General features: G+C 67.9%; 20 protein-coding genes and 1 tRNA gene. 5 read left to right on the top strand and 16 right to left on the bottom strand.

The window, feature by feature from the left end:
* From AC1DSA_RS01705 to AC1DSA_RS01685, 5 genes are all read right to left on the bottom strand, one after another.
* Positions 1–1,497 (bottom strand): ABC transporter substrate-binding protein, encoded by a 1,497-nt coding sequence (locus AC1DSA_RS01705; RefSeq protein ID WP_477885403.1) that lies wholly within the window; start codon positions 1,495–1,497, stop codon positions 1–3.
* Positions 1,498–1,561: 64 nt separating this feature from the next.
* Positions 1,562–2,395 (bottom strand): ATP-binding cassette domain-containing protein, encoded by an 834-nt coding sequence (locus AC1DSA_RS01700; protein ID WP_477885401.1) that lies wholly within the window; start codon positions 2,393–2,395, stop codon positions 1,562–1,564.
* The gene (locus tag AC1DSA_RS01695) at positions 2,392–3,387 is read right to left on the bottom strand and encodes an ABC transporter ATP-binding protein (RefSeq protein WP_477885399.1); all 996 of its coding nucleotides are present in this window, start codon (positions 3,385–3,387) and stop codon (positions 2,392–2,394) included. The genes AC1DSA_RS01700 and AC1DSA_RS01695 overlap by 4 nt, the downstream gene beginning before the upstream one ends.
* Positions 3,388–3,476: 89 nt before the next feature.
* Positions 3,477–4,355 (bottom strand): ABC transporter permease, encoded by an 879-nt coding sequence (locus AC1DSA_RS01690; protein ID WP_477885397.1) that lies wholly within the window; start codon positions 4,353–4,355, stop codon positions 3,477–3,479.
* Positions 4,352–5,302, bottom strand: coding sequence for an ABC transporter permease (locus tag AC1DSA_RS01685; protein ID WP_477885395.1), 951 nt, complete (start codon positions 5,300–5,302; stop codon positions 4,352–4,354). Before AC1DSA_RS01685 ends, AC1DSA_RS01690 begins: the two co-directional genes overlap by 4 nt.
* 46 nt (positions 5,303–5,348) lie before the next feature.
* Here AC1DSA_RS01685 and AC1DSA_RS01680 point away from each other — a divergent pair, with 46 nt between their 5' ends.
* On the top strand, positions 5,349–5,648 hold the full coding sequence (locus AC1DSA_RS01680) for a YfhL family 4Fe-4S dicluster ferredoxin (protein WP_477885393.1): 300 nt from the start codon (positions 5,349–5,351) through the stop codon (positions 5,646–5,648).
* On the opposite strand, the gene AC1DSA_RS01675 is transcribed toward AC1DSA_RS01680, so the two are convergent.
* The 8 genes from AC1DSA_RS01675 to AC1DSA_RS01640 all read right to left on the bottom strand — a co-directional run bounded on the left by AC1DSA_RS01675 (position 5,645) and on the right by AC1DSA_RS01640 (position 11,859).
* Positions 5,645–6,079 carry a hypothetical protein gene (locus AC1DSA_RS01675; RefSeq protein ID WP_477885391.1) on the bottom strand — a complete coding sequence of 145 codons (435 nt, stop codon included), beginning with the start codon at positions 6,077–6,079 and terminating at the stop codon, positions 5,645–5,647. The two genes, AC1DSA_RS01680 and AC1DSA_RS01675, sit on opposite strands and share 4 nt — an antisense overlap.
* A 20-nt stretch (positions 6,080–6,099) precedes the next feature.
* Positions 6,100–6,708 (bottom strand): aminoacyl-tRNA hydrolase, encoded by a 609-nt coding sequence (gene pth, locus AC1DSA_RS01670; RefSeq protein ID WP_477885389.1) that lies wholly within the window; start codon positions 6,706–6,708, stop codon positions 6,100–6,102.
* Positions 6,709–6,849: 141 nt separating this feature from the next.
* Positions 6,850–7,551 (bottom strand): 50S ribosomal protein L25/general stress protein Ctc, encoded by a 702-nt coding sequence (locus AC1DSA_RS01665; RefSeq protein WP_477885387.1) that lies wholly within the window; start codon positions 7,549–7,551, stop codon positions 6,850–6,852.
* An 80-nt stretch (positions 7,552–7,631) separates the two neighbouring features.
* The gene (locus AC1DSA_RS01660; RefSeq protein WP_477885385.1) at positions 7,632–8,612 is read right to left on the bottom strand and encodes a ribose-phosphate pyrophosphokinase; all 981 of its coding nucleotides are present in this window, start codon (positions 8,610–8,612) and stop codon (positions 7,632–7,634) included.
* A 37-nt stretch (positions 8,613–8,649) separates the two neighbouring features.
* A tRNA-Gln gene (locus AC1DSA_RS01655) sits at positions 8,650–8,726 on the bottom strand.
* 21 nt (positions 8,727–8,747) lie between these two features.
* Entirely contained in the window at positions 8,748–9,620 is an 873-nt protein-coding gene (gene ispE, locus AC1DSA_RS01650; RefSeq protein ID WP_477885383.1) for a 4-(cytidine 5'-diphospho)-2-C-methyl-D-erythritol kinase, read from the bottom strand.
* 8 nt (positions 9,621–9,628) lie between these two features.
* Positions 9,629–10,123: a lipoprotein insertase outer membrane protein LolB gene (locus AC1DSA_RS01645; RefSeq protein WP_477885381.1), complete on the bottom strand. Its 495-nt coding sequence runs from the start codon at positions 10,121–10,123 to the stop codon at positions 9,629–9,631.
* Positions 10,120–11,859 carry a tetratricopeptide repeat protein gene (locus tag AC1DSA_RS01640; protein ID WP_477885379.1) on the bottom strand — a complete coding sequence of 580 codons (1,740 nt, stop codon included), beginning with the start codon at positions 11,857–11,859 and terminating at the stop codon, positions 10,120–10,122. The genes AC1DSA_RS01645 and AC1DSA_RS01640 overlap by 4 nt, the downstream gene beginning before the upstream one ends.
* A 31-nt stretch (positions 11,860–11,890) precedes the next feature.
* On the opposite strand from AC1DSA_RS01640, the gene mutM reads away from it, so the two are divergent.
* From mutM to mutY, 3 genes are all read left to right on the top strand, one after another.
* The gene (mutM, locus tag AC1DSA_RS01635; protein ID WP_477885377.1) at positions 11,891–12,706 is read left to right on the top strand and encodes a bifunctional DNA-formamidopyrimidine glycosylase/DNA-(apurinic or apyrimidinic site) lyase; all 816 of its coding nucleotides are present in this window, start codon (positions 11,891–11,893) and stop codon (positions 12,704–12,706) included.
* A gap of 48 nt (positions 12,707–12,754) precedes the next feature.
* The gene (locus AC1DSA_RS01630; RefSeq protein WP_477885375.1) at positions 12,755–14,722 is read left to right on the top strand and encodes a dynamin family protein; all 1,968 of its coding nucleotides are present in this window, start codon (positions 12,755–12,757) and stop codon (positions 14,720–14,722) included.
* 62 nt (positions 14,723–14,784) lie between these two features.
* Positions 14,785–15,816, top strand: coding sequence for an A/G-specific adenine glycosylase (gene mutY, locus AC1DSA_RS01625; protein ID WP_477885954.1), 1,032 nt, complete (start codon positions 14,785–14,787; stop codon positions 15,814–15,816).
* On the opposite strand, the gene rapZ is transcribed toward mutY, so the two are convergent.
* From rapZ to AC1DSA_RS01610, 3 genes are read right to left on the bottom strand one after another with little or no spacing between them, the layout of a single operon-like run.
* Positions 15,813–16,685 (bottom strand): RNase adapter RapZ, encoded by an 873-nt coding sequence (gene rapZ, locus AC1DSA_RS01620; protein ID WP_477885373.1) that lies wholly within the window; start codon positions 16,683–16,685, stop codon positions 15,813–15,815. The genes mutY and rapZ overlap by 4 nt on opposite strands.
* A gap of 7 nt (positions 16,686–16,692) precedes the next feature.
* Entirely contained in the window at positions 16,693–18,354 is a 1,662-nt protein-coding gene (recN, locus tag AC1DSA_RS01615; protein ID WP_477885371.1) for a DNA repair protein RecN, read from the bottom strand.
* 2 nt (positions 18,355–18,356) lie between these two features.
* The gene (locus AC1DSA_RS01610) at positions 18,357–19,253 is read right to left on the bottom strand and encodes an NAD kinase (RefSeq protein ID WP_477885369.1); all 897 of its coding nucleotides are present in this window, start codon (positions 19,251–19,253) and stop codon (positions 18,357–18,359) included.
* Positions 19,254–19,300: 47 nt separating this feature from the next.
* Here AC1DSA_RS01610 and hrcA point away from each other — a divergent pair, with 47 nt between their 5' ends.
* Positions 19,301–20,308: a heat-inducible transcriptional repressor HrcA gene (gene hrcA, locus AC1DSA_RS01605; protein WP_477885367.1), complete on the top strand. Its 1,008-nt coding sequence runs from the start codon at positions 19,301–19,303 to the stop codon at positions 20,306–20,308.
* Positions 20,309–20,423 lie beyond the last annotated feature (115 nt).

Here is a 20,423-nt window from a genome sequence, read left to right as displayed (position 1 = left end):
TCAGGCCCAGCTGATGGAAGAGAGGTCGTTGACGAAGATGGGCATGTCCTTCCAAAGGCCACGCACGTTCTTGTTGGCGACGGTCACCCATTGCGGCTGGTACAGGAAGGCATGCACCGAATCGTCGGCCAGCACGCGCTGCAGGTCGGCCTGCAGCTTCAGGCGGTCCTTGGCGTTGGCCGTGGTCTTGTACTTGGCGTACAGGTCGTTGAACTTCGCGGACTGGTAATTCCAGTAGTAGTCGGGCTTGGCGAAGTTGCCCAGGTCGAAAGGCTCGACGTGCGAGATGATCGTCATGTCGTAGTTCTTGTTGCCGTAGACGTTGGACAGCCATTGCGCCCATTCCACGTTCTGCAGCTTGGCGGTGATGCCCACCTTGGCCAGCTGCGAGGCGATCACTTCCCCGCCCTGGCGCGCATAAGGCGGCGGGGGCAGCGTGATGGTGACTTCCAGCGGCCCGTTGACGCCCGCTTCCTTCAGCAAGGCCCTGGCCTTGTCCGGGTTGTAGGCATTCACGCCCGTCATGTCGACGTAGCCAGGCGCGCTGGGCGGATAGTGGCTGCCGATGGGCGCACCGTAGCCGTCACCGGCTCCCTGGATCACGGCTTTGCGGTCGATCGCCATCGCGACCGCGCGGCGCACGCGCACGTCGTCGAACGGCTTCTTCTTGTTGTTGATGGCGAGGATGGTCTTGGCGCGGGAGCCGGACACGACCACCTGGAACTTCGGGTTGCCCTTGAACTGCTCCACGCTGCGCGGTGTCACGCGCGGGAAGGCGTCGACGTCACCGGCCAGCAGCGCGGCGACCTGCGCCGCCGGATCGGAAATGAAGCGGAAGGTCGCGCGGTTGACCTTGATGGCGGCGGCGTTGCGGTACTCGGGCCACTTCTTCAGCAAGATGGAGGAGCCCTTGACCCAGTTGTCCAGCACGAAGGGACCGGTGCCCACCGGCTTGGTCATGTTGGTGTCGGCGCTCTTGGGCTCCACGATGACCGCGGTGGCCTGGCCGAGCAGGAAGGGGAAGTCGGGGTCGATCTCCTTGGTGAGGATCACCACCGTCTGGTCGTCCACCGCCCGGGTCGTGAGGTTGGCGAAGGTGCGCTTGTCCTTGTTGGTGCTCTTCTCCGCACCCGCGCGGTCGAAGGCGAACTTGACCGTCTGAGCATTGAAGGGCTCGCCGTTGTGGAACTTCACGCCCTTGCGCAGCTTGAAGGTGTAGGTGGTGAGGTCGGGCGAGACTTCCCAGCTCTCGGCCAGCAGCGGCGTGACCGACCCGTCCGCATTGATCTTGGTCAGCGTCTCGTAGATGTTGTAGAGCGTGACTTCGCCGATGGAAGAAGCCGCACCGCCCGTGGGATCCAGGCCGGGGCTGGGCTCCAGCGCCATGGCCATCACGATCGAGTCCTTGCGGTTCTGGGCCAGCACGCCCCCCGCGGGCAGGGTGGCGAGGGCGGCCAGGGAAGCGGTGCGCGTGAGCACGCTGCGGCGTTGGATCATGGTGAGGAACTCCAGGGAGCGATGAAAAACGGAAGAAGGGCCACTGCCGGGCCGTCGGTGGGAATCATCGGCCAGATTGCGCGGCGGAAGCAAGAGGGGCGACCTTGGGCTCCGCCTCGGGCACGGCGGCGAGCAAGGTCCGGGTGTAGGGGTGCTGCGCCGCGGTGAACAGCTGCCCGGGCGGACCCTGTTCGACGATGCGGCCCTGCCAGAGAACGGCCACGTCGTCGCACAGGTGGTGCACCACGGCCAGGTCGTGGCTGATCAGCATGTAGGTGATGCCGAATTCCGCCTGCAGGTCCAGCATCAGGTTGAGGACCTGCGCCTGCACCGACACGTCCAGCGCGCTCACGGGCTCGTCGGCGACGATCAGGCGGGGCCGCGTGATCAGCGCCCGGGCGATCGCGATGCGCTGCCGCTGGCCGCCGGAGAACTCGTGCGGGTACTTGCGCAGGTCGCTGGCGCGCAGGCCCACCGCCTGCAGGGCTTCGCTGGCGCGCTGGTGCTGCTCGTCGCGCGTCATGCCGCCTTGCGCGCTGAGCGGTTCGGCGACGATGCGCTCCACCGTCTGGCGCGGGTCGAGCGAGCCGTACGGGTCCTGGAACACCATCTGGAAATCACGCCGCGCGCTGCGCAGTTCCTCGCGCGGCAGGGCGTGCAGGTCGCGCCCGAGCATGCGCACCGTGCCGGAGGTGGGCTGGTCCAGCGCCATCACCAGCCGCGCCAGCGTCGATTTTCCGGATCCGGATTCGCCCACGATGCCCAGGCTGCGTCCGGCCTCGATGGTGAAGCTCACGCCCTTGAGCGCGTGCACTTTCCCCGGCGGCTGCAGCAGCTTCTCCCGTGGCAGCACGTAGTCCTTGGTGAGGTTTTCCACCTGGAGCAACGGTGCGCTCATGCGGGGGCTCCGGCGCGCAGTTCCGCCGCCACGGCATCCAGGCGGATGCAGCGGGCGCGGTGCCCGGGCTCCACCTCGAACGGCGGCGGCAGCTTGGCATCGCACTCGGGGATGGCGAAGCGACAGCGCCCCGCGAACGGGCAGCCCTGCGGCAGGTCCACCAGTTCCGGGACCGTGCCGGGGATGGTGACCAGCCGCTGGCCCTTGGCCCTGTGCAGGCCGGGGCGCGCGGCGAACAGGCCGAGCGTGTAGGGATGCCGGCGATGGGCGAACACCGCCGCCGTCGGGCCGCTTTCGACCACGCTGCCGCCGTACATCACCAGCATGCGCTGCACGTTCTGCGCGATCACGCCGAGGTCGTGCGAGATGAGCATCAGCGCCATGCGCCGTTCGGCCACCAGCTCGCGCAGCAGGTCGAGGATCTGCCGCTGGATGGTGACGTCCAGCGCGGTCGTCGGCTCGTCGGCGATCAGCAGGTCGGGGCCGCAGGCCAGCGCCATCGCGATCGTGATGCGCTGGCGCTGGCCGCCCGAGAACTGGTGCGGATAGGCATCGATGCGGCGCGCGGCATCGGGAATGCCCACGCGGTCGAGCAGCGCAACGGCTTCCTTGCGGGCGACCGCCGCCGACATGCCGCGGTGCAGCCGCAGCGGCTCGGCCACCTGGTCGCCGACGGGGTGCACCGGGTTCAACGCGGTCATGGGTTCCTGGAAGATCATGCCGATGCGGTCTCCGCGCAGCGCGCACATCTCCCGCTCCGGCCGGCCCACCAGTTGCTGGCCCTCGAACACGATGCTGCCGCTCACGCGGGCCTGTTCCGGCAGCAGCCCCATCAAGGCCATGGCGGTGAGGGACTTGCCGCTGCCGGACTCCCCGATCAGGCCCAGCGTTTCGCCGGGCTCCAGCGAGAAGCTCACGTTGCGCACGGCGAAGGCGGGGCCGCGGTGGGTCTGCAGTTCAACGGAGAGGTCGCGCACTTCGAGCAGCGGCACCCGCGCCGAAGATGCGCCACCGTCTGCTCCGGGGACAGCCTGGGCCCCTTCGCTCTTTGGCGTCGACGCGGCGTGCGGCACGTGCGGTCTCATCGTTTGCGCGCCAGCCGCGGATCGAACAGGTCGCGCAGGCCGTCACCGAGCAGGTTCAACCCCAGCACCGCGAACGCGATGGCCAGCCCGGGAAACACCGCCAGCAGCGGCGCCTGGAACAGCAGCGTCTGCGCCTCGCTGAGCATGCGGCCCCACGAGGGCTGCGGCGGCTGCGTGCCGAGACCCAGGTAAGAGAGTGCCGCTTCGGCCAGGATCGCGATGGCGAAGCGGATGGTCGCCTGCACGATCAGCACGGACGCGATGTTGGGCAGCACATGTTCCACCGTGATGGCGAAGCTGCCCTTGCCGCAGGCGCGCGCGGCGAGCACGAACTCGCGTGCCCACACCGTGTTGGCCGAGGCGCGGGTGATGCGGGCGAACGTGGGGATGTTGTAGATGCCGATGGCGATGATGGCGTTCACCATCCCCGGCCCGAAGACCGCGGTGAGCATGATGGCCGACAGGATGGCCGGAAAGGCAAAGCCGAAGTCGGCGAGGCGCATGATCGCTTCCTCCATCCATCCTCGCTTGGCCGAAGCGAACAGTCCCAGCGCCGTGCCGATGACCAGACCGATGCCCACCGCGATGAGGCCGACCGCGATCGACGCGCGCGCGCCCACCAGCAGCAGCGAGACTACGTCGCGGCCATAGGGGTCGGTGCCCAGCCAGTAGGTGCGGTCCGGCGCCCGCAGCTTGAGCCCCATGTCGATGTCGTAGGGGTTGTGCGGCGTCCACGCGAAGGACAGCGCCGCCGCCAGCACCAGCAGCGCGGTGAGCACCAGGCCGATCATGAAGCTCGGGCTGCGCCGCGCGCGTCGCCAGAAGCCCGGCCCTGCGGCGGCGACGACCGATGCCGTGTCCAGCACGGCACTCATATGTCGCTCGCCTTCACCCGCGGATCGATCACCGCATAGAGCACGTCCACCACGAAATTGACGATGACGACCATCGCCGCCAGCAGCATCACGCAGTTGCGCACCACGATGAGGTCCCGGTTGGCGATCGACTGGAAGATCAGCCGGCCGAGCCCGGGCAGGTAGAAGACGCTTTCGACGACGATAGTTCCCGCCAGCAGCTCCGCGAACTGCAGGCCCATGACGGTGATGACCGGGATCAGCGCATTGCGCAGCACGTGGCCCCACAGCGTGGCGCGCTGCGACACGCCCTTGGCCCGGGCGGTCCGCACGAAGTCCTCGCGCAGCACCTCCAGCACCGAGGAGCGGGTGATGCGCGCCAGGATCGCCGACTGCACCACCGCCAGGGAGAGCGCCGGCAGCATGAGCGCCTTGAGGCCAGGCAGCAAGCCTTCCTCCCAGCCCGGGAAGCCGCCGGCCGAGAACCACCTCAGCTGAACGGAGAACAGCAGGATCAGCAGGATCGCGAACCAGAAGTTCGGGATGGCGATGCCGACCTGCGTGAGCCCCATGATGCCGACGTCGCCCAGCTTGTTGTGGCGCGAAGCCGCGTAGAGGCCGGCCGCCAGGGCCAGCACCGTGGTGAGCGCCATCGCCAGCAAAGCCAACGGCACGGTCAGGGTCAGGCGTTGCAGCACCAGTTCGCCTACCGGCGTGCTGTAGGCGTAGCTCATCCCCAGGTCGCCGTGCAGCATGCCGGTGATCCATTCCCAGTAGCGGGCCGCACCCGGCCGGTCCAGGCCCAGTTTCTGTGCCAGGGCGGCGACGGCCTCCGGCGAGGCATCCGGGCCCATCAGGATCTGCGCCGCGTTTCCGGGCAGGATTTCCAGCACCAGGAACACCACCACGGACGTGCCTACCAGTGTCGCAATCAGGGTGATGAGGCGCTTGAAGAAGAACAGACTCATGCCGGCGGGGATAATGCCAGAACCGTACCAGGAGACCCCGGCCGCCATGGCATTGATGATTACCGACGAGTGCATCAACTGCGATGTCTGCGAGCCGGAGTGCCCGAACGAGGCCATCTTCCTCGGGCCGGAGATCTACCAGATCGATCCCGACAAGTGCACCGAGTGCGTGGGCCACTTCGACGAACCGCAGTGCGTGCAGGTCTGCCCGGTGGCCTGCATCCCGCTGAACCCGCAGCGGGTGGAAAGCCGCGAGACGCTGTTCCAGAAGTACCAGCGACTGACGGCACGGGCAAAGAGCGATGCCGGCGGCCTGCCGCCGGCCGGCGAGACTCCCGCCGCCTAGGCGTCGGGCTTGTCCTTGGCCTTCTTCGCGGCCTTGTCCTTCCCGTCTTTCTTCTTGCTTTCGCCAGGCGGGCGCGGCGACTGTGCGGTGAATGGATCGAGCTTTCCGGCCTTGGCGCGGGCGCCATCGCGCGGTGGCGCGGGAGGCTGGGAAACGGGAGCGGTCGGCGCGATCACGACCGCCTTGGGCGCGTTCTTCTCCTGGGCCAGCCGAGCCTTTTCCATCGCATCCGCGCGCCTTGCGTCGGCGGCTGCGACGCTGCCGGAGCGGGCGGCCTCCGCCGGAGTGCGCGGGTCGGCGGCCGTGACCGGCGCGCCGCCGGGGCAGGGCTGCTGGCTGTAGCTGTTGCCGCAGCGGTAGACCGTCTGGGACTGGACCCAGGGAGCGCTCAGGGCCAGGGCAGCGGCCAGGATGGTGTCTTGCAGGCGCACGGTCTCCTCCTTGCGGTGGGTCAGGGTTCTGCGGGGCGCGGCGGTTTGGGCCGCGGCGCCGTGTGGGTGTGCACGATCAGCGTGGCCTTGTCCATTTCGCCGGCCAGCAGGGCGGGCACCGCCTTGAGGGTGCGCGAGATGCACTCTTCCATCGCGGTGCGCTGCTCCGGGGCCGGCTTCTTGAGCACCCAGTTGATGACCTCGGATTTGACGCCGGGGTGGCCGATGCCGATGCGCAGGCGCCAGTAATCGCCCGTCCCCAGCTGCCCATGGATGTCGCGCAGGCCGTTGTGGCCCGCATGGCTGCCGCCGAACTTGAGCTTGGCCTGGCCGGGCACGACGTCGAGCTCGTCATGCACCACCAGGATTTCCTCGGGTTCGATCTTGTAGAAGCGCGCGAGCGCCGCCACCGACTTGCCCGACAGGTTCATGAAGGTCTGGGGCTCCAGCAGCCACACGGTCTGCCCATGCACGTTGGCCCGCGCCACCAGTCCGTGGTAGCCGCGCTCGGCAACCAGGTTCACCTTCAGGTCGCGGGCGAGTTCGTCCACCCACCAGAAACCGGCATTGTGGCGGGTGGCTTCGTACTCGGGGCCGGGATTGCCCAGGCCGACGAACAGCTTGATCATGATGTGCCCGAAAGGTAGTCGAGGACGCTGGTGCGTCGAAGGGAACTATTGTCGCCAGCCGGAACGGAAAAGGCCCGCGAATGCGGGCCTTCGGGTTCCTGCCGGGGCAGGAGGCTGTCCGCGGGATCGCCGCGGCGCCGGTCACTTCTTGGCGGGGGCCTTCGCGGCGGGCTTGGCGGCCGCTTCCTTGCCTGCGGCCTTGGCCGGAGCGGCCTTGGCTTCGGCTGCGGGAGCAGCGACGGCACCTTCGGCGCCGGCAGCGGCGGTCTCGGCGGACTCTTCGGCCGCAGAGGTCACCACCGACACGATCACCGGGTTCGGCTTGCCGTGCGTCACGGCCTTCACGCCCTTGGGCAAGGCCAGGTCGTTCAGGTGCAGGGACATGCCCTTCTTCAGGCCGGACAGGTCTACCTCGATGAACTCGGGCAGGTCCGCGGGCAGGCAGGAGATGTCCAGGTCGTTCACGACCGGGTTCACCAGGCAGTGCTCCAGCTTGACGGCCTGGGACTCTTCCGCGCCCTTGAAGTGCAGCGGCACCTTCATGTGCAGGCGGGTGTTGGCGTCCACGCGCTGGAAGTCCACGTGCTGGACCTGCTGGCGGTACGGGTGGTACTGCACGTCACGCAGCAGCACCTTGGCGGACTTGCCGGCCAGGTCCATCTCGAGGATGGACGAGTGGAAGGCCTCCTTCTTGAGGGCGTGCCACAGGGCGTTGTGATCGAGTTCGATCAGCTGGGGCTGGCCCTCGCCGCCGTACACGATGCCGGGCGTCTTGCCCACGTTGCGGAGACGGCGGCTCGCACCCGTACCCTGCTTGGCGCGCTCGAAAGCGACGAATTTCATAACGTTCTCCAATTCGGACAGGCACCGCGACCAGTGCTGCCGGTTCAAAAAAGGCCCCCTTCATGGGGGCCACGAAAGCCTCAGAACAGGTTGACCTGGTCCGAGAACAGGCTCATCACCGACTCGCCGGTGGCGATGCGCTGGATCGTTTCGGCGATCAGCGGCGCCACCGTGAGCTGGCGGATCTTGCTGCAGCCCCGCGCGGCGTCCGACAGCGGGATGGTGTTGGTCACCACGACTTCATCGAGCGCCGCGCCCTTGGCGATGCGGTCGATGGCGGGACCCGAAAAGATCGGGTGCGTGCAGTACGCATACACGTGCTTGGCGCCGCGCTCCTTGAGCACCTCGGCCGCCTTTACCAGCGTGCCGGCGGTGTCGATCATGTCGTCCATGATCACGCAGTTGCGGCCCTCGATGTCGCCGATGACGTGCATCACTTCGGACACGTTCGCCTTGGGGCGGCGCTTGTCGATGATGGCGAGGTCGGTGCCCAGCTGCTTGGCGAGCGCACGGGCGCGCACCACGCCGCCGACGTCCGGCGACACCACGATCAGGTCCTCGTAGTTCTTCTGGCGCAGGTCGCGCAGCAGCACCGGCGAGGCGTAGATGTTGTCGACGGGGATGTCGAAGAAGCCCTGGATCTGGTCGGCGTGCAGGTCCATGGTCAGGACGCGCGCCACTCCCACAGTTTCCAGCAGGTTGGCTACCACCTTCGCCGAGATCGGCACCCGGCTCGAGCGCGGACGGCGATCCTGGCGGGCGTACCCGAAGTACGGAATCACCGCGCTGATCCGCTCGGCCGACGCACGCTTGAGGGCGTCGACCATGATCAGCAGTTCCATCAGGTTTTCGTTGGTCGGGGCGCAGGTGGACTGCACCACGAACACGTCCCGCGCCCGCACGTTGGTGTTGACTTCCACGGTGATCTCGCCGTCGGAGAAGCGGCCGACGGTCGCTGCCCCGAGCGAGATGCCCAGGTGCCCGGCGATCTCTTCGGCCAATGCCGGATTGGCATTGCCGGCGAACACCATGAAATCGGGAGTGGGAGGAGCGACCTGCATGTGGAAAGTGATTTCAGATCCAACTCAACGAACGGTTTGGCAGGGGAGGAAGGACTCGAACCCTCGCATGCCGGAATCAAAATCCGGTGCCTTAACCAACTTGGCGACTCCCCTACACGGGTCGACCGCTGAAAATCAGCCGCCGACCGAATCGTCGCTGGGTGCCCATCCCACCAGGGGATGAACCTCCATATTGCCGCATTCCCGCACCACCCAGCCAGCCTGGGCCCAATGCTCGGGGGCCTGCGCCAGGCTCTGTCCTGGCGGCAGCAGCGCGAAGACCGCGCTGCCCGAACCCGTCATGCGGGCCCGCAAACCCTGCGAACCCAGCCATTCGATCGCTTCGCCCACCTCGGGGCAAAGCAGCCGGGCCACGGGCTCCAGGTCGTTGTGACCGAAACCCCAGGGATCTGCAGCAAAGCCCGAGATTGTAGCACTGTCGCTGTCCCGTTTCAGCGCGGGGTGACCGAAGATGTCCTGGGTGGCCAGCCCGCGCGCTGGCTTGACAACGGCAAAGCGGGCAGCCGGCAGCGTGACCGGCGTGATGCGCTCGCCCACGCCCTCGACCCAGGCATTCCGTCCGCGCAGGAAGAAAGGCACGTCGGCGCCCAGCGCCAAGCCGATCTTCTCGAGCGCCGACAGTCCCAGGCCGAGCCGCCAGAGCTGGTTGAGCGCCAGCAGGCAGCTGGCAGCGTCCGAGGAGCCCCCGCCCATGCCCGCTTGCGCGGGCAGGCGCTTGTCCACCTGGATGTGCGCGCCATGGGACGTCCCCGACGCTTGCTGGAGCGCCCGGGCGGCGCGCAGCACCAGGTCGTCCGCGGGCAAGGACGCCCCGAGGTCTTCGCGGCTGAGCTTGCCCGCCGGCCGCAACTCGAAATGCAGCGTGTCGTGCCAGTCCAGCAGCATGAAGACCGACTGCAGCAGGTGGTAACCGTCGGCCCGCCGGCCCGTGACGTGCAGGAACAGGTTGAGTTTTGCGGGCGCGGCGACGTCGAACAGGGCTCGCATCGCAGCCGTCAGCGTTCGAACAACACCCGCAGGTCCGCAGGCGGCGTCGGATCGGTCCGGCGCGCCCGCAGGCGGCCTTCCGCCACCTGGCTCACGTCCGGCTCCCAGCCCGGGATCGGCGTGGCCCGGCCCGCCAGCCAGTCGAACAGCGCCGCCACCGGAAGCTGGGCGCCCGTGGCTTCCTGCGCCAGCGCGTCCAGCGACGGGAACTCGCGGGTCTTGCCATTGGAGCGCAACACTGCGGTGCCGGGAGTCCAGCCCAGCACGGCAATGGTGCCGCCGAGGGGATTGAACAGGCTCAGCTCACCGGCGTCGGGAGCACCCTTGAGTTCGAACCCGGCAGAGAAGGATTGGCTCGCCTGGCCCTCGACGGTCAGGGCCAGCCGACCGGTCCAGACTTGCACGCCCGTGGCGGCCGGCGTGCGTGGTGGCACCGCACAGCCCGCGAGCAGCGCGGCGCACAGTAACGCCCCCACCCAGGCGGGCGCACGCCGCAGGGTCACGGCCTGACCTTGAGGCGCTTCATGGTTTCCACCAACGTCTCGTTCTCGGCGTTGATCAGGACCCCCTCGCGAAACACCGACTGCGCCTGGTCGCGCTGGCCCAGGGTCCACAGCACCTCACCCAGGTGCGCGGCAATCTCCGCGTCCGGCCGCTCCTTGTAGGCAGCCTGCAGGATGCGCAGCGCCTCGGCCTGGTTGCCCATGCGGAACTCCACCCAGGCCAGGCTGTCGCTGATGAACGGGTCGCCGGGCGCGAATTCCAGGGCCTTCTGGATCAGCTGCTTGGCTTCGGGCAGGCGCTGGTTGCGCTCGGCCAGGGAGAAGCCCAGCGCGTTGTAGGCATGGTGGTAATCGGGCTTCTTCACCATCAGCTCGCGCAGCAGCTTTTCCATGTCGTCGAAGCGGCCCATCTTTTCGGCCAGCATCGCCTGGTCGTAGAGCAGGTCGGTGTCCGACGGATCCTCTGCGATCGCCTTCGCCAGCAGCTCATAGGCCTGCTGGTACATCTTGTTGTCGCGCAGCAGCTGGATCTCGGCCATCGTCTTCATGCGCGCATCGGCCGGCGTGCGCTCAGGAAGTGCGCGGATCACCTTGCGCGCCTCGTCCATCTTGCCCTGCCGCGCGAGGATCGAGGCGCGGCGATTCTGTGCCTGCAGCAAGTCCTGCGAGTTCTCGATGCGGTCCAGCCAGGCGTTGGCCGCGGTGAAGTCGCGACGGCGTTCGAAGATTTGCGCCATCGTCAGGTAGGCCTGGGCCAGGCCCCGACCGCTCTCCTCGTTCGTTGGCTGCGCCTGCGCCAGCTCGAGGTACTTGCGGACGGCGGCCTCGGCGGCCGGCAGCTGGTTGTCCTGCGCGAGCAGCGTGCCCTGCGCAAGCCACGCCTCGGCCAGGTCCGGCCGTTCGCGCGTGACCATCTGCAGCTGGGCAAGGGCTTCGGACTGCCGCTGCCCGTCGAGCAGTGCGCGCGCATAAGCCATCCGCATCTCGGCCAGCGGCTTGACCTGCAGATAGGTGCGCACCAGCGCCTCGGCCTCCGGCAGCTTGGGGTCCATCAGTTCCAGCGCGAGCAGCACCGGACCTTCGGAGGCCGGGCTGATCGCCTGGCCCCGGCGGGCGGCGTCCATCGCGCCGGCCGTGTCACCCGCGGCGAGGCGCAGGCGGCCCACGGCGCCCCACGCCGCCGCACCCGTGTCGGGTGCGTTCAAGTAATCGGCCAGGGCCTGCTCGACGACCGTCGCCGCCTGCTTTTTGTCCGTGACGCGGGAATAACTGCGGGCGACCGCGCCAATGACGGCGGCCCGCTCCTTGGGATCGGCTAGGGAGATCTCGGTCTTCAGCGGCTCCGCGCTTTCCGGGATGCGGTTGAGGGTGACCAGGATCTGTAGCACATAGCGGTTGGCCTCGCGTGACTGCGGAAAGGCCTGCTTCCACGCGCGCGCTGCCTGCAGCGCAGCGTCGCCGTTGCGGCCCTGGAAGGCCAGTTCGACGGCGCGTTGGTACAGGGTGGCATCGCCCGTCTTGCGCGCGGCATCCAGGATCAGCGCGAAACCTGCAGCCGGCTCTTCGCTGCGCACATTGAGCTCACCGAGCAGAAGCTGGTAGAAGAGTTCGGCATCCAGTCCGCTGTTCGCCGAATCGAGCGCCGCGGCAGTGCGTGGCCCCTGTGCCCATGAAGGGGTGCCCACGGCGCACGCCGCGAGCAGGGCGGCCAGCGCCACCAGACGGAATCGCATCATCAAACCATCATAATCCGAAGCCTTCGCACCCATGCCCGAACTCCCTGAAGTCGAGGTCACGCGCCAGAGTTTTGCCGGCCGCATCGCCGGCGCGCGCATCCTCGAAGTGCGTATCGGCAAGCCCCTGCGCTGGCCTCTCGGCTGCGAGCCCCGATCGCTCGTCGGCCGTAGGGTGACGTCTGTCCGGCGGCGCGGCAAGTACCTGCTGCTGGACCTGGACCGGGGGCTGCTGCTGTTGCACCTGGGCATGTCCGGCAGCCTGCGCTTCGACAGCGTCATGCCGCAGGCGGCGTTGCACGATCACTTTGACCTCGTGACCACCCATGGAGTTCTGCGCCTGAACGATCCGCGCCGCTTTGGTGCGGTGGTCTTTGCGCAGGGCGAGGATGCGCCCGAAGCGAGGAAGCTCCTGGGCGGACTCGGCGTGGAGCCCTTGGGCGATGACTTCGACCTGGATGCCTTCCACGCCGCATTGAAGAAGCGCAGCGCCGCGATCAAGCAGGTGCTGCTCTTGGGTGACGTCGTCGTGGGCGTTGGAAATATCTATGCTTCCGAGGCGCTGTTCCTTGCGGGCATCCGTCCCACGCGTGCGGCGAACCGGATTTCACGGCCGCGCGCCGCCCGCTTGCAGGAGGCGATCCGGGACGTGCTGGCCCGGGCGGTCGCCAAGGGAGGCAGCACGCTGCGCGATTTCTCCAATGCCCAGGGCGAGTCGGGCTACTTCCAGCTGGAGGCCATGGTGTATGACCGCGCCGGCGAGTCTTGCCGCGTGTGCGGCTCTCCCATACGGATGGTCCGGCAGGGCGCGCGCGCAACGTATTTCTGCACGGTGTGCCAGAAGTCCTGAGTGAAAAAGGGGTCCGATGCTATATTCAAATTGGACTTCGGGGACTCAGTGGCCACCTCTTTCAATGACCGGTTCGACCAGCACGGCGCATGGCGGCGAGAGTTCGCCCTGCGCGTCAAGTTGCTGGCCGAATGGCTGAAGGACCACGACCTCGCGGACAGCGCGGTGGAGGAGCGACTGCGCCGTCTGGAAAACCAGATGCGCTCGGACAAAGTCATGGTGGCCTTCGTCGCCGAGTTCTCGCGCGGCAAGTCGGAGCTGATCAACGCGATCTTCTTCGCCGGCTACAAGCGCCGGATCATGCCGGCCAGCGCGGGGCGCACGACGATGTGCCCCACCGAACTGGGATACGACCCCGAGGTGCCGCCTTGCCTGCGCCTGCTGCCCATCGAAACGCGCTTGCAGATGCAGCCGTTGATGGAGTGGCGGATGGCGCCGGAGAAGTGGCACCGGGTGGACCTCGACGTCAACGATCCGGAGCAACTTGCGCAGGCCTTCGAAAAGGTCTCGGAGATCCGCCGCGTTCCCGTGGAGGAAGCCAAGGCCCTCGGCTTCTGGCACGAGGACGCGCCGGAAGACAACCCCATGGTGCACGCCGACGGCCTGGTCGAAGTGCCGCGCTGGCGCCATGCGCTGATCAACATCGCCCACCCGCTGCTGAAGCAGGGCCTGGTGATCCTGGACACGCCTGGCTTGAACGCGATCGGCGCCGAACCCGAACTGACGGTCAACCTGATCCCGCAGGCGCACGCCGTGGTGTTCATCCTGGCCGCCGACACCGGCGTGACCAAGTCCGACCTCGCGATCTGGCGCGAACACCTGATCGCCGAGGACTCCGAAACCGGTTCGCGGCTGGTCGTCCTGAACAAGATCGACACGATGTGGGACGCGCTCAGCACGCCCTACCAGGTGCAGGCGCAGATCGATCGCCAACGCCGCACCACTGCCGAAGTCCTGGGCATCGACGAACACCAGGTGATCCCGGTGTCTGGCCAGAAGGGCCTGGTCGCCAAGGTCAGCAACAACGCGGAACTGCTCACGGTGAGCAACCTGCCTGCGCTGGAGCAGGCACTGGCAGAAGGCGTCATGGGCCAGCGCCAGAAGATCCTGCGCGGCTCGGTGGCCTCCAACATCAGCGAACTGCGGACCGAAGTGTTGCGCGCGCTCGGCCTCCGCCGGCGGGACCTCGCCGAGCAGATGGTGGAGCTCAAGGGCCTGCGCGGCAAGAATACGTCCGTGATCAAGCACATGCGCGCGCGCATCGAGCAGGAGCAGGCGGACTTCGATGCCAGCGGCGCCAAGATCCATGCCGTGCGATCCGTCCACCTCAAGCTGTTGCGCGACGTGTTCGACCTGCTGGGCACCGCGACCCTCAAGAAGGAAATGGCGCAGCTCACGACGGCGCTGCGCACTCCCGGCTTGAAGCTCGGCGTGCGCAAGGCCTACGGGCGCACCTTCGACCGTCTGCGCGAAGGCCTGCGCCAAGCCGAGAAGATCAGCGGCGAGATCCAGACCATGTTGACGGGGACCTTTCGGCAACTCAACGCCGAGTACGGCTTCTCGCTGCAGGCGCCGCGCGAGCCCGACCTGGCCCGCTACGAGCGCGACCTGGACCTGGTGGAGCGCAGCCACAACCAGTACCTGGGCGTGAGCAACGCACTCAAGCTCGCCCAGCCCGAATTCGCCGACCGGCTGGTGCGTGCGCTGGCCACCCGCCTGCGCGTGATCTACGAATCGGCATTGGGCGAAGTGGAACTGTGGAACAAGTCGGCCGCCGCGCAACTGGACGCCCAACTGCGCGAACGCCGCCGCAACTTCGGCCGCAGGCTGGAGGCCATCGAACGCATCCAGCAAGCCGCCTCTGGGCTGGACGACCGGATCGCCGAGATCAGTGCTCAGGAGACCGCGCTGGACGTGCTGGACGCCAAGCTCGCCGAACTGACCGGGCGGCTCACCAACGCGCAGATGCCGGCCGGCAAGGTCGCCGCCCACGAGCCCGAGCTCAAGACTGCGTGAAAGGGCGCCGCCTCCAGGGCGGGCGCCAGACGGTCTCCCCCGATACTTCTTCGTTTATCCCGCTGCCGGACGGCTTTGCGGCGAACGTCGTGCACTGGCAGCGCAGCCACGGCCGCCACACGCTTCCCTGGCAGAACACGCGCGATCCCTACCGGGTCTGGCTGTCGGAAATCATGCTGCAACAGACGCAGGTCGCGGCCGTGCTGGGCTACTACGAGCGCTTTCTCTCCCGCTTCCCAGATGTCCGTCGCCTCGCGCAGGCCTCGCTGGACGACGTGCTGGCGCTGTGGAGCGGCCTCGGCTACTACAGCCGCGCGCGCAACCTGCACCTGTGCGCGCAGGACGTCGTGAACCTGCACGGAGGGGACTTTCCGCGCACGGCAGTCGTGCTGGCGACGCTGCCGGGCATCGGCCCCTCGACAGCCGCGGCGATCTCTTCCTTCTGCTTTGGGGAACGGGCCGCGATCCTGGACGGCAACGTCAAGAGGGTGCTCACGCGTGTGCTCGGATATGGCGAAGACCTGAGCCTGGCCAGGAACGAGAAGGCGCTGTGGGCGCATGCCCGCGCCCTGCTGCCCGTCCAGGATCCGCAGGAGATCATGCCGCGCTACACGCAGGGCCTGATGGACCTGGGGGCCACGGTCTGCCTGCCCCGCAATCCCAGCTGCCTGCTGTGCCCGGTGCGGGCTCAGTGTGCCGCCGCGAAGGCAGGACGGCCCGAGGACTACCCGGTGAAGACCCGCAAGCTCAAGCGCACCTCGGAGTCGCTGTGGCTGCTTCATGCGCAAGGCGGCGATGGCGCCGTATGGCTGCAGAAGCGGCCGACGCCGGGAGTGTGGGCGGGACTTTATTGCCTGCCGATGTTCGCCAGCCGCGACGCGCTGGAGGATGCGCTCCCGAAGTCGGCATTGCCTGAGCTGCGCGAGGTCGAGCCATTCGTCCATGTGCTCACGCACAAGGACCTGCACCTGCACCCCATCGAAGCCGTGCTGCCCGCAGGCTGGCGGGCCGGCGACGGGGGATGGTTCGGCGCTCGCGAATGGCCCGCGTTGGGGCTGCCCGCGCCGGTGCGCAAGCTGCTGGAGAGCGCCTAGGCGGCGTCGATCTCGCGGTGGCGCTTGAGCGTCGCCCAGCGCTGGCCGAATTCCTCGGCAAGCCGTTCCACCAGGTAGACCGAGCGATGCTGACCGCCGGTGCAGCCGATCGCCACGGTCACGTAGCTGCGCTGGTTGCGTGCGAGCGCCTCGAGCCAGTGGTCGAGGAACGCGCAGATGTCCGCGTACATGTCCTCGACTTCCTCGCTCTGGCTCAGATACTCGACCACCGGCGCATCCAGGCCCGTGAGCGCACGCAGTTCCGGCTCGTAGTGCGGATTGGGCAGCATGCGCACGTCGAACACGTAGTCGGCGTCGACCGGGATGCCGCGCTTGTACGAGAAGGACTGGAACACGAGGGTCAGCTGTGCCAGCGGCGCCGACAGCAGGGACTTGACGTATTCCTGCAGCTGCGCCGCGCGCAGCACGCTCGTGTCCACTACGTGCGCGTGTTCCCGCAACTCCGCGAGCAGTTCGCGCTCCAGCTCGATCGCCTCCACCACCGCCCGATGCTGGTCGCCGTCCACCGCCATCGCGGCCTTTGACAGCGGATGGCGGCGGCGCGTCTCCGAGAACCGCCGCACCAGCGTGTCGGTGCTTGCGTCGAGGAACAAGGGGCGTACCGCGTGGCCGAGCTGGACGAGTTCCTGGAGGTGCGCCGGAACCTGCGGCAGGGACGCGGCCGCGCGCACGTCCATGGCGATCGCCACCCGCCGGTGCATGTTCCGCTCCTCCAGCTCCACGAATTGCAGCAGCAGTTCGGGCGGAAGGTTGTCGACGCAGAAGTAGCCTGCATCCTCCAGCGCGCGCAGCGCCACCGACTTGCCCGAGCCGGACATCCCGGTGATGAGGACGAGCTCGAGCGACATGGCGTCCCTAGCTCCGCGCCGCGGCGGCGTCGCCGAGCATTTCCTTGGCGTGGGCCAGCGTGGTGCCCGAGAGGCGTTCGCCGCCCAGCATGCGCGCGACTTCCGCCACGCGCTGTTCGCCTTCCACCGGAGCCACGCTGCTTGCCACGCCGCCTGCACGGGCCTGCTTGGCGACCACCAAATGATGGTCGGCGCACGCTGCCACCTGCGGCAGGTGCGTCACCGCGAGCACCTGCCGGTCACGGCCCAGCTGCTTCATGAGGCGGCCCACGGTCTCGGCCACGGCGCCGCCGACACCGGCATCCACTTCGTCGAAGATCAGCGTCTGCGCCTCCCCCAGCCGGCTGGTGGTGACCGCGATGGCCAGGGCGATGCGAGAGAGCTCGCCGCCCGACGCGACCTTGCCGACCGGCCGGGGCGTGCTGCCCGCGTGGCCAGCGACCAGGAAGGCCACTTCCTCGAGTCCGGAGGCCGAGGGCTGCTCCATCTTCTCCAGCGCGACCTCGAAACGGCCGCCCTGCATGCCCAGGCCCTGCATCGCCTGCGTCACGGCCTTGGACAACTGGGGAGCGGCCTTGCCGCGGGCCTTCGAAACGGCGCGCGCCTCCGCGAGAAAGCCATCGAGCTCCTTCTTCTCCGCGGCTTCGAGGGAGGCCAGGTCTGCGGCGGCATCCAGCTTGTGCAACTCCTCTTTCCAGGATGCGAGCAGGATCGGCAGCTCCGCAGGCTGGCGCTTGTAGCGGCGGGCCAGCGACAGCCAGGACGACATGCGTACGTCCAGTTCGCCCAGGCGCCGGGGATCGAGGTCGGTCTTGCGCAGGTAGGCCTGCAGCGAATGCGCGGCGTCCTCCATCTGCGCGAGGCTGGAGGCCAGCACTTCGCCGATCTCACGGAACTGGGGCTCCAGGTGTGCCTGGTTCCGCAGCGCATCGACAGCCTGTGCAAGCCCTTGCCGCGCGCCACCTTCTTCCCCGTCCAGCAGCTGCTGCGCGGTGTTGGCGGCATCGAGCAGCGCTTGCGCGTGGGACAGGCGGGTGTGGCTGGCGTTGAGTCCCTCCCACTCGTCCGCGCCGGGCGCAAGCTTGTCGAGCTCGCCGATCTGCCAGGCCAGGCGCTCGCGTTCGCGCTGCAATGTGTCTTGCGCGCTGCGGGCGTCGGCCAACGCCTTCTGTGCCGCGCGCCATCCATTCCACAGCTGCTGCAGCTTGTCCGTCCCGATCCCGGCATAGCCATCGAGAAGGGACCGCACAGAGGCTGGCCGCGTGAGGCTCTGCCAGGCGTGCTGGCCGTGGATGTCGACCAGGTGGTCGCCCAGTTCGCGCAATTGCGTCGCCGTGGCGGCGCTGCCATTGATCCAGGCGCGGCTCTTGCCCTGGTTGTCGACAGTCCGGCGCAGCAGCAGCGCGTCGCCGGGTTCGAAGCCCGCCTCCTCGAGCCAGGGCACCAGCGCGGCCGGCGACTCGAATTCGGCACTGATCTCGGCGCGGGCCGCGCCTTCGCGCACCACCGTGGCCTCGGCGCGCGCGCCCAGCGCCAGCTGCAGGGCATCGACCAGGATGGACTTGCCCGCACCGGTCTCGCCGGTGAGGACGGAAAAACCATCGGCGAGCTCGAGCTCGAGCTCGCGCACGATGACGAAATCGCGCAGGGCCATCCGTTTGAGGCTCATGGCTACACGTTGCCTTCGTTCCAGTGGAGCTTTTTCCGCAGGGTGTCGAAGTAGGTCCACCCGCGGGGGTGCAGGAATCGTACGCTGTGCTCCGAGCGGCGAACGGTGATCCGGTCACCATGCAGCAGTGATGCCAGTGACTGCATGTCGAAATTGGCGCTGGCATCGCGCCCCGAAACCAGCTCGATCGCGATCTCCACGGCGTCGGGCAGCACGATGGGCCGGTTGGACAGGGTGTGCGGCGCGATCGGCACCAGCACCCAGCCGGGAATCGAGGGGTGCAGCAGCGGCCCGCCCGCGGACAGTGCGTACGCCGTGGAGCCGGTGGGGGATGCAACGATCAGGCCATCCGCGCGCTGGTTGGCCACGAAGTGGCCGTCGATCTCCACCTTCAGTTCGACCATGCCCGAGGTGGCGCCGCGATTGACCACGACGTCGTTCATGGCCAGCGCGTCGAAGACCGTGTGCCCATCCCGGGTGACCTTCGCGTGCATCAGCGTACGGCGGTCTTCCTCGTGTTCGCCGGCCAGCATGGGCGGCAGCACGGTGCGGTACTTGTCCAGCGGGATGTCGGTGATGAAGCCCAGCCGCCCCTGGTTGATGCCGATCAGGGGAACCCCGAACTTCGCCAGCTGGCGCCCGATTCCGAGCATGGTGCCGTCGCCGCCCACGACCAGGCCCAGGTCGCACGTCCCGCCAATGCCCGCAACGTCCAAGGTGGGATACCCTGCAAGTCCGGTCATGACGGCTGTGTCGCGCTCGACCACCACCTCGCAGCCCTGGGACGTGAGGAATTGGGCAATGTCCTCCAGCGCGACCCGCATCGAGGCAGCCAGCGCGGGTGCAACCGCGGCGTGGTACTTGCCGATCAGGGCGACCTGCCGGAAGATCGATTTCATCGGCAAATTACATCATTAAAATTGCTGCGGCACTCCACCTCCTCCCCATGAAGCTCGACGACCGCGCGAAGGTGTTGCTGAAAGCCCTGATCGAGCGCTACATCGCCGAGGGGCAACCCGTGGGGTCGCGCACCTTGTCGCGCGCCTCGGGGCTGGAGCTTTCGCCCGCGACGATCCGCAACGTCATGTCGGACCTGGAGGAACTCGGCCTGGTCGCCAGTCCCCATACCTCGGCCGGCCGCATCCCGACGGCGCGCGGCTATCGCCTGTTCGTGGACACCATGCTGACGGTGCGGCGCGACGAGCTGGGCCCGCCGGTGTCGCTGCCGCCCGACCAGCCGCAGAAGGTGATCGCCCACGCGGCGCAGATGCTGTCCAACATGTCCCAGTTCGTGGGGGTCGTGGTCGCACCGCGGCGCAGCTCCGTGTTCCGCCACATCGAATTCCTGAGGTTGTCGGAGCGCCGCTTCCTGGTCATCATCGTCTCGCCGGAGGGCGACGTGCAGAACCGGGTGGTGCACACGGCGGCGGACTACACGCAGTCGCAACTGGCCGAAGCCGCGAACTACCTCAACGCCAATTATGCGGGCATGGCCATCGAGCAGGTTCGCGAGCGCCTGAAGGGCGAGGTGGAGCAGCTGCGCGGCGAGATCGTCACGCTGATGCAGACGGCCGTGGAGGCGAGTTCCGAGGCGCTCGAGCAGGACCAGGAGGAGGTGGTGATCTCCGGCGAGCGCAACCTGCTGGCGGTGAGCGATTTCGCCAGCGACATGACCCACCTGCGGCATGCCTTCGAGCTGTTCGAGCAGAAGACCCAGCTGATGCGCCTGCTGGACGTCTCCAGCCAGGCCGAAGGCGTGCGCATCTTCATCGGCGGCGAGAGCCACACCGTGCCCTTCGAAGAGCTGTCGGTCGTGAGCGCGCCCTACGAAGTGGATGGCCAGGTGGTCGGAACCTTGGGCGTCATCGGTCCGACCCGCATGGCCTATGACCGCATGATCCAGATCGTGGACATCACTTCCCGCCTCGTCACCAACGCGTTGAGCCACAAGTGAGCGGCGGCCAGGCCGCGCTCGGGGGGCCGCGCAACGCGCTGCCTGGCGAGGAATGAAGAAGGCGGCGGAAGGCCGCCAGGCAGCGAGCGTCGGAAACGTTGGTCACTGAGTCCGC

The sequence above is a fragment of the Ramlibacter sp. P4_H7 genome (assembly GCF_056400765.1).
This window is presented reverse-complemented; position numbering and strand designations above follow the sequence as displayed.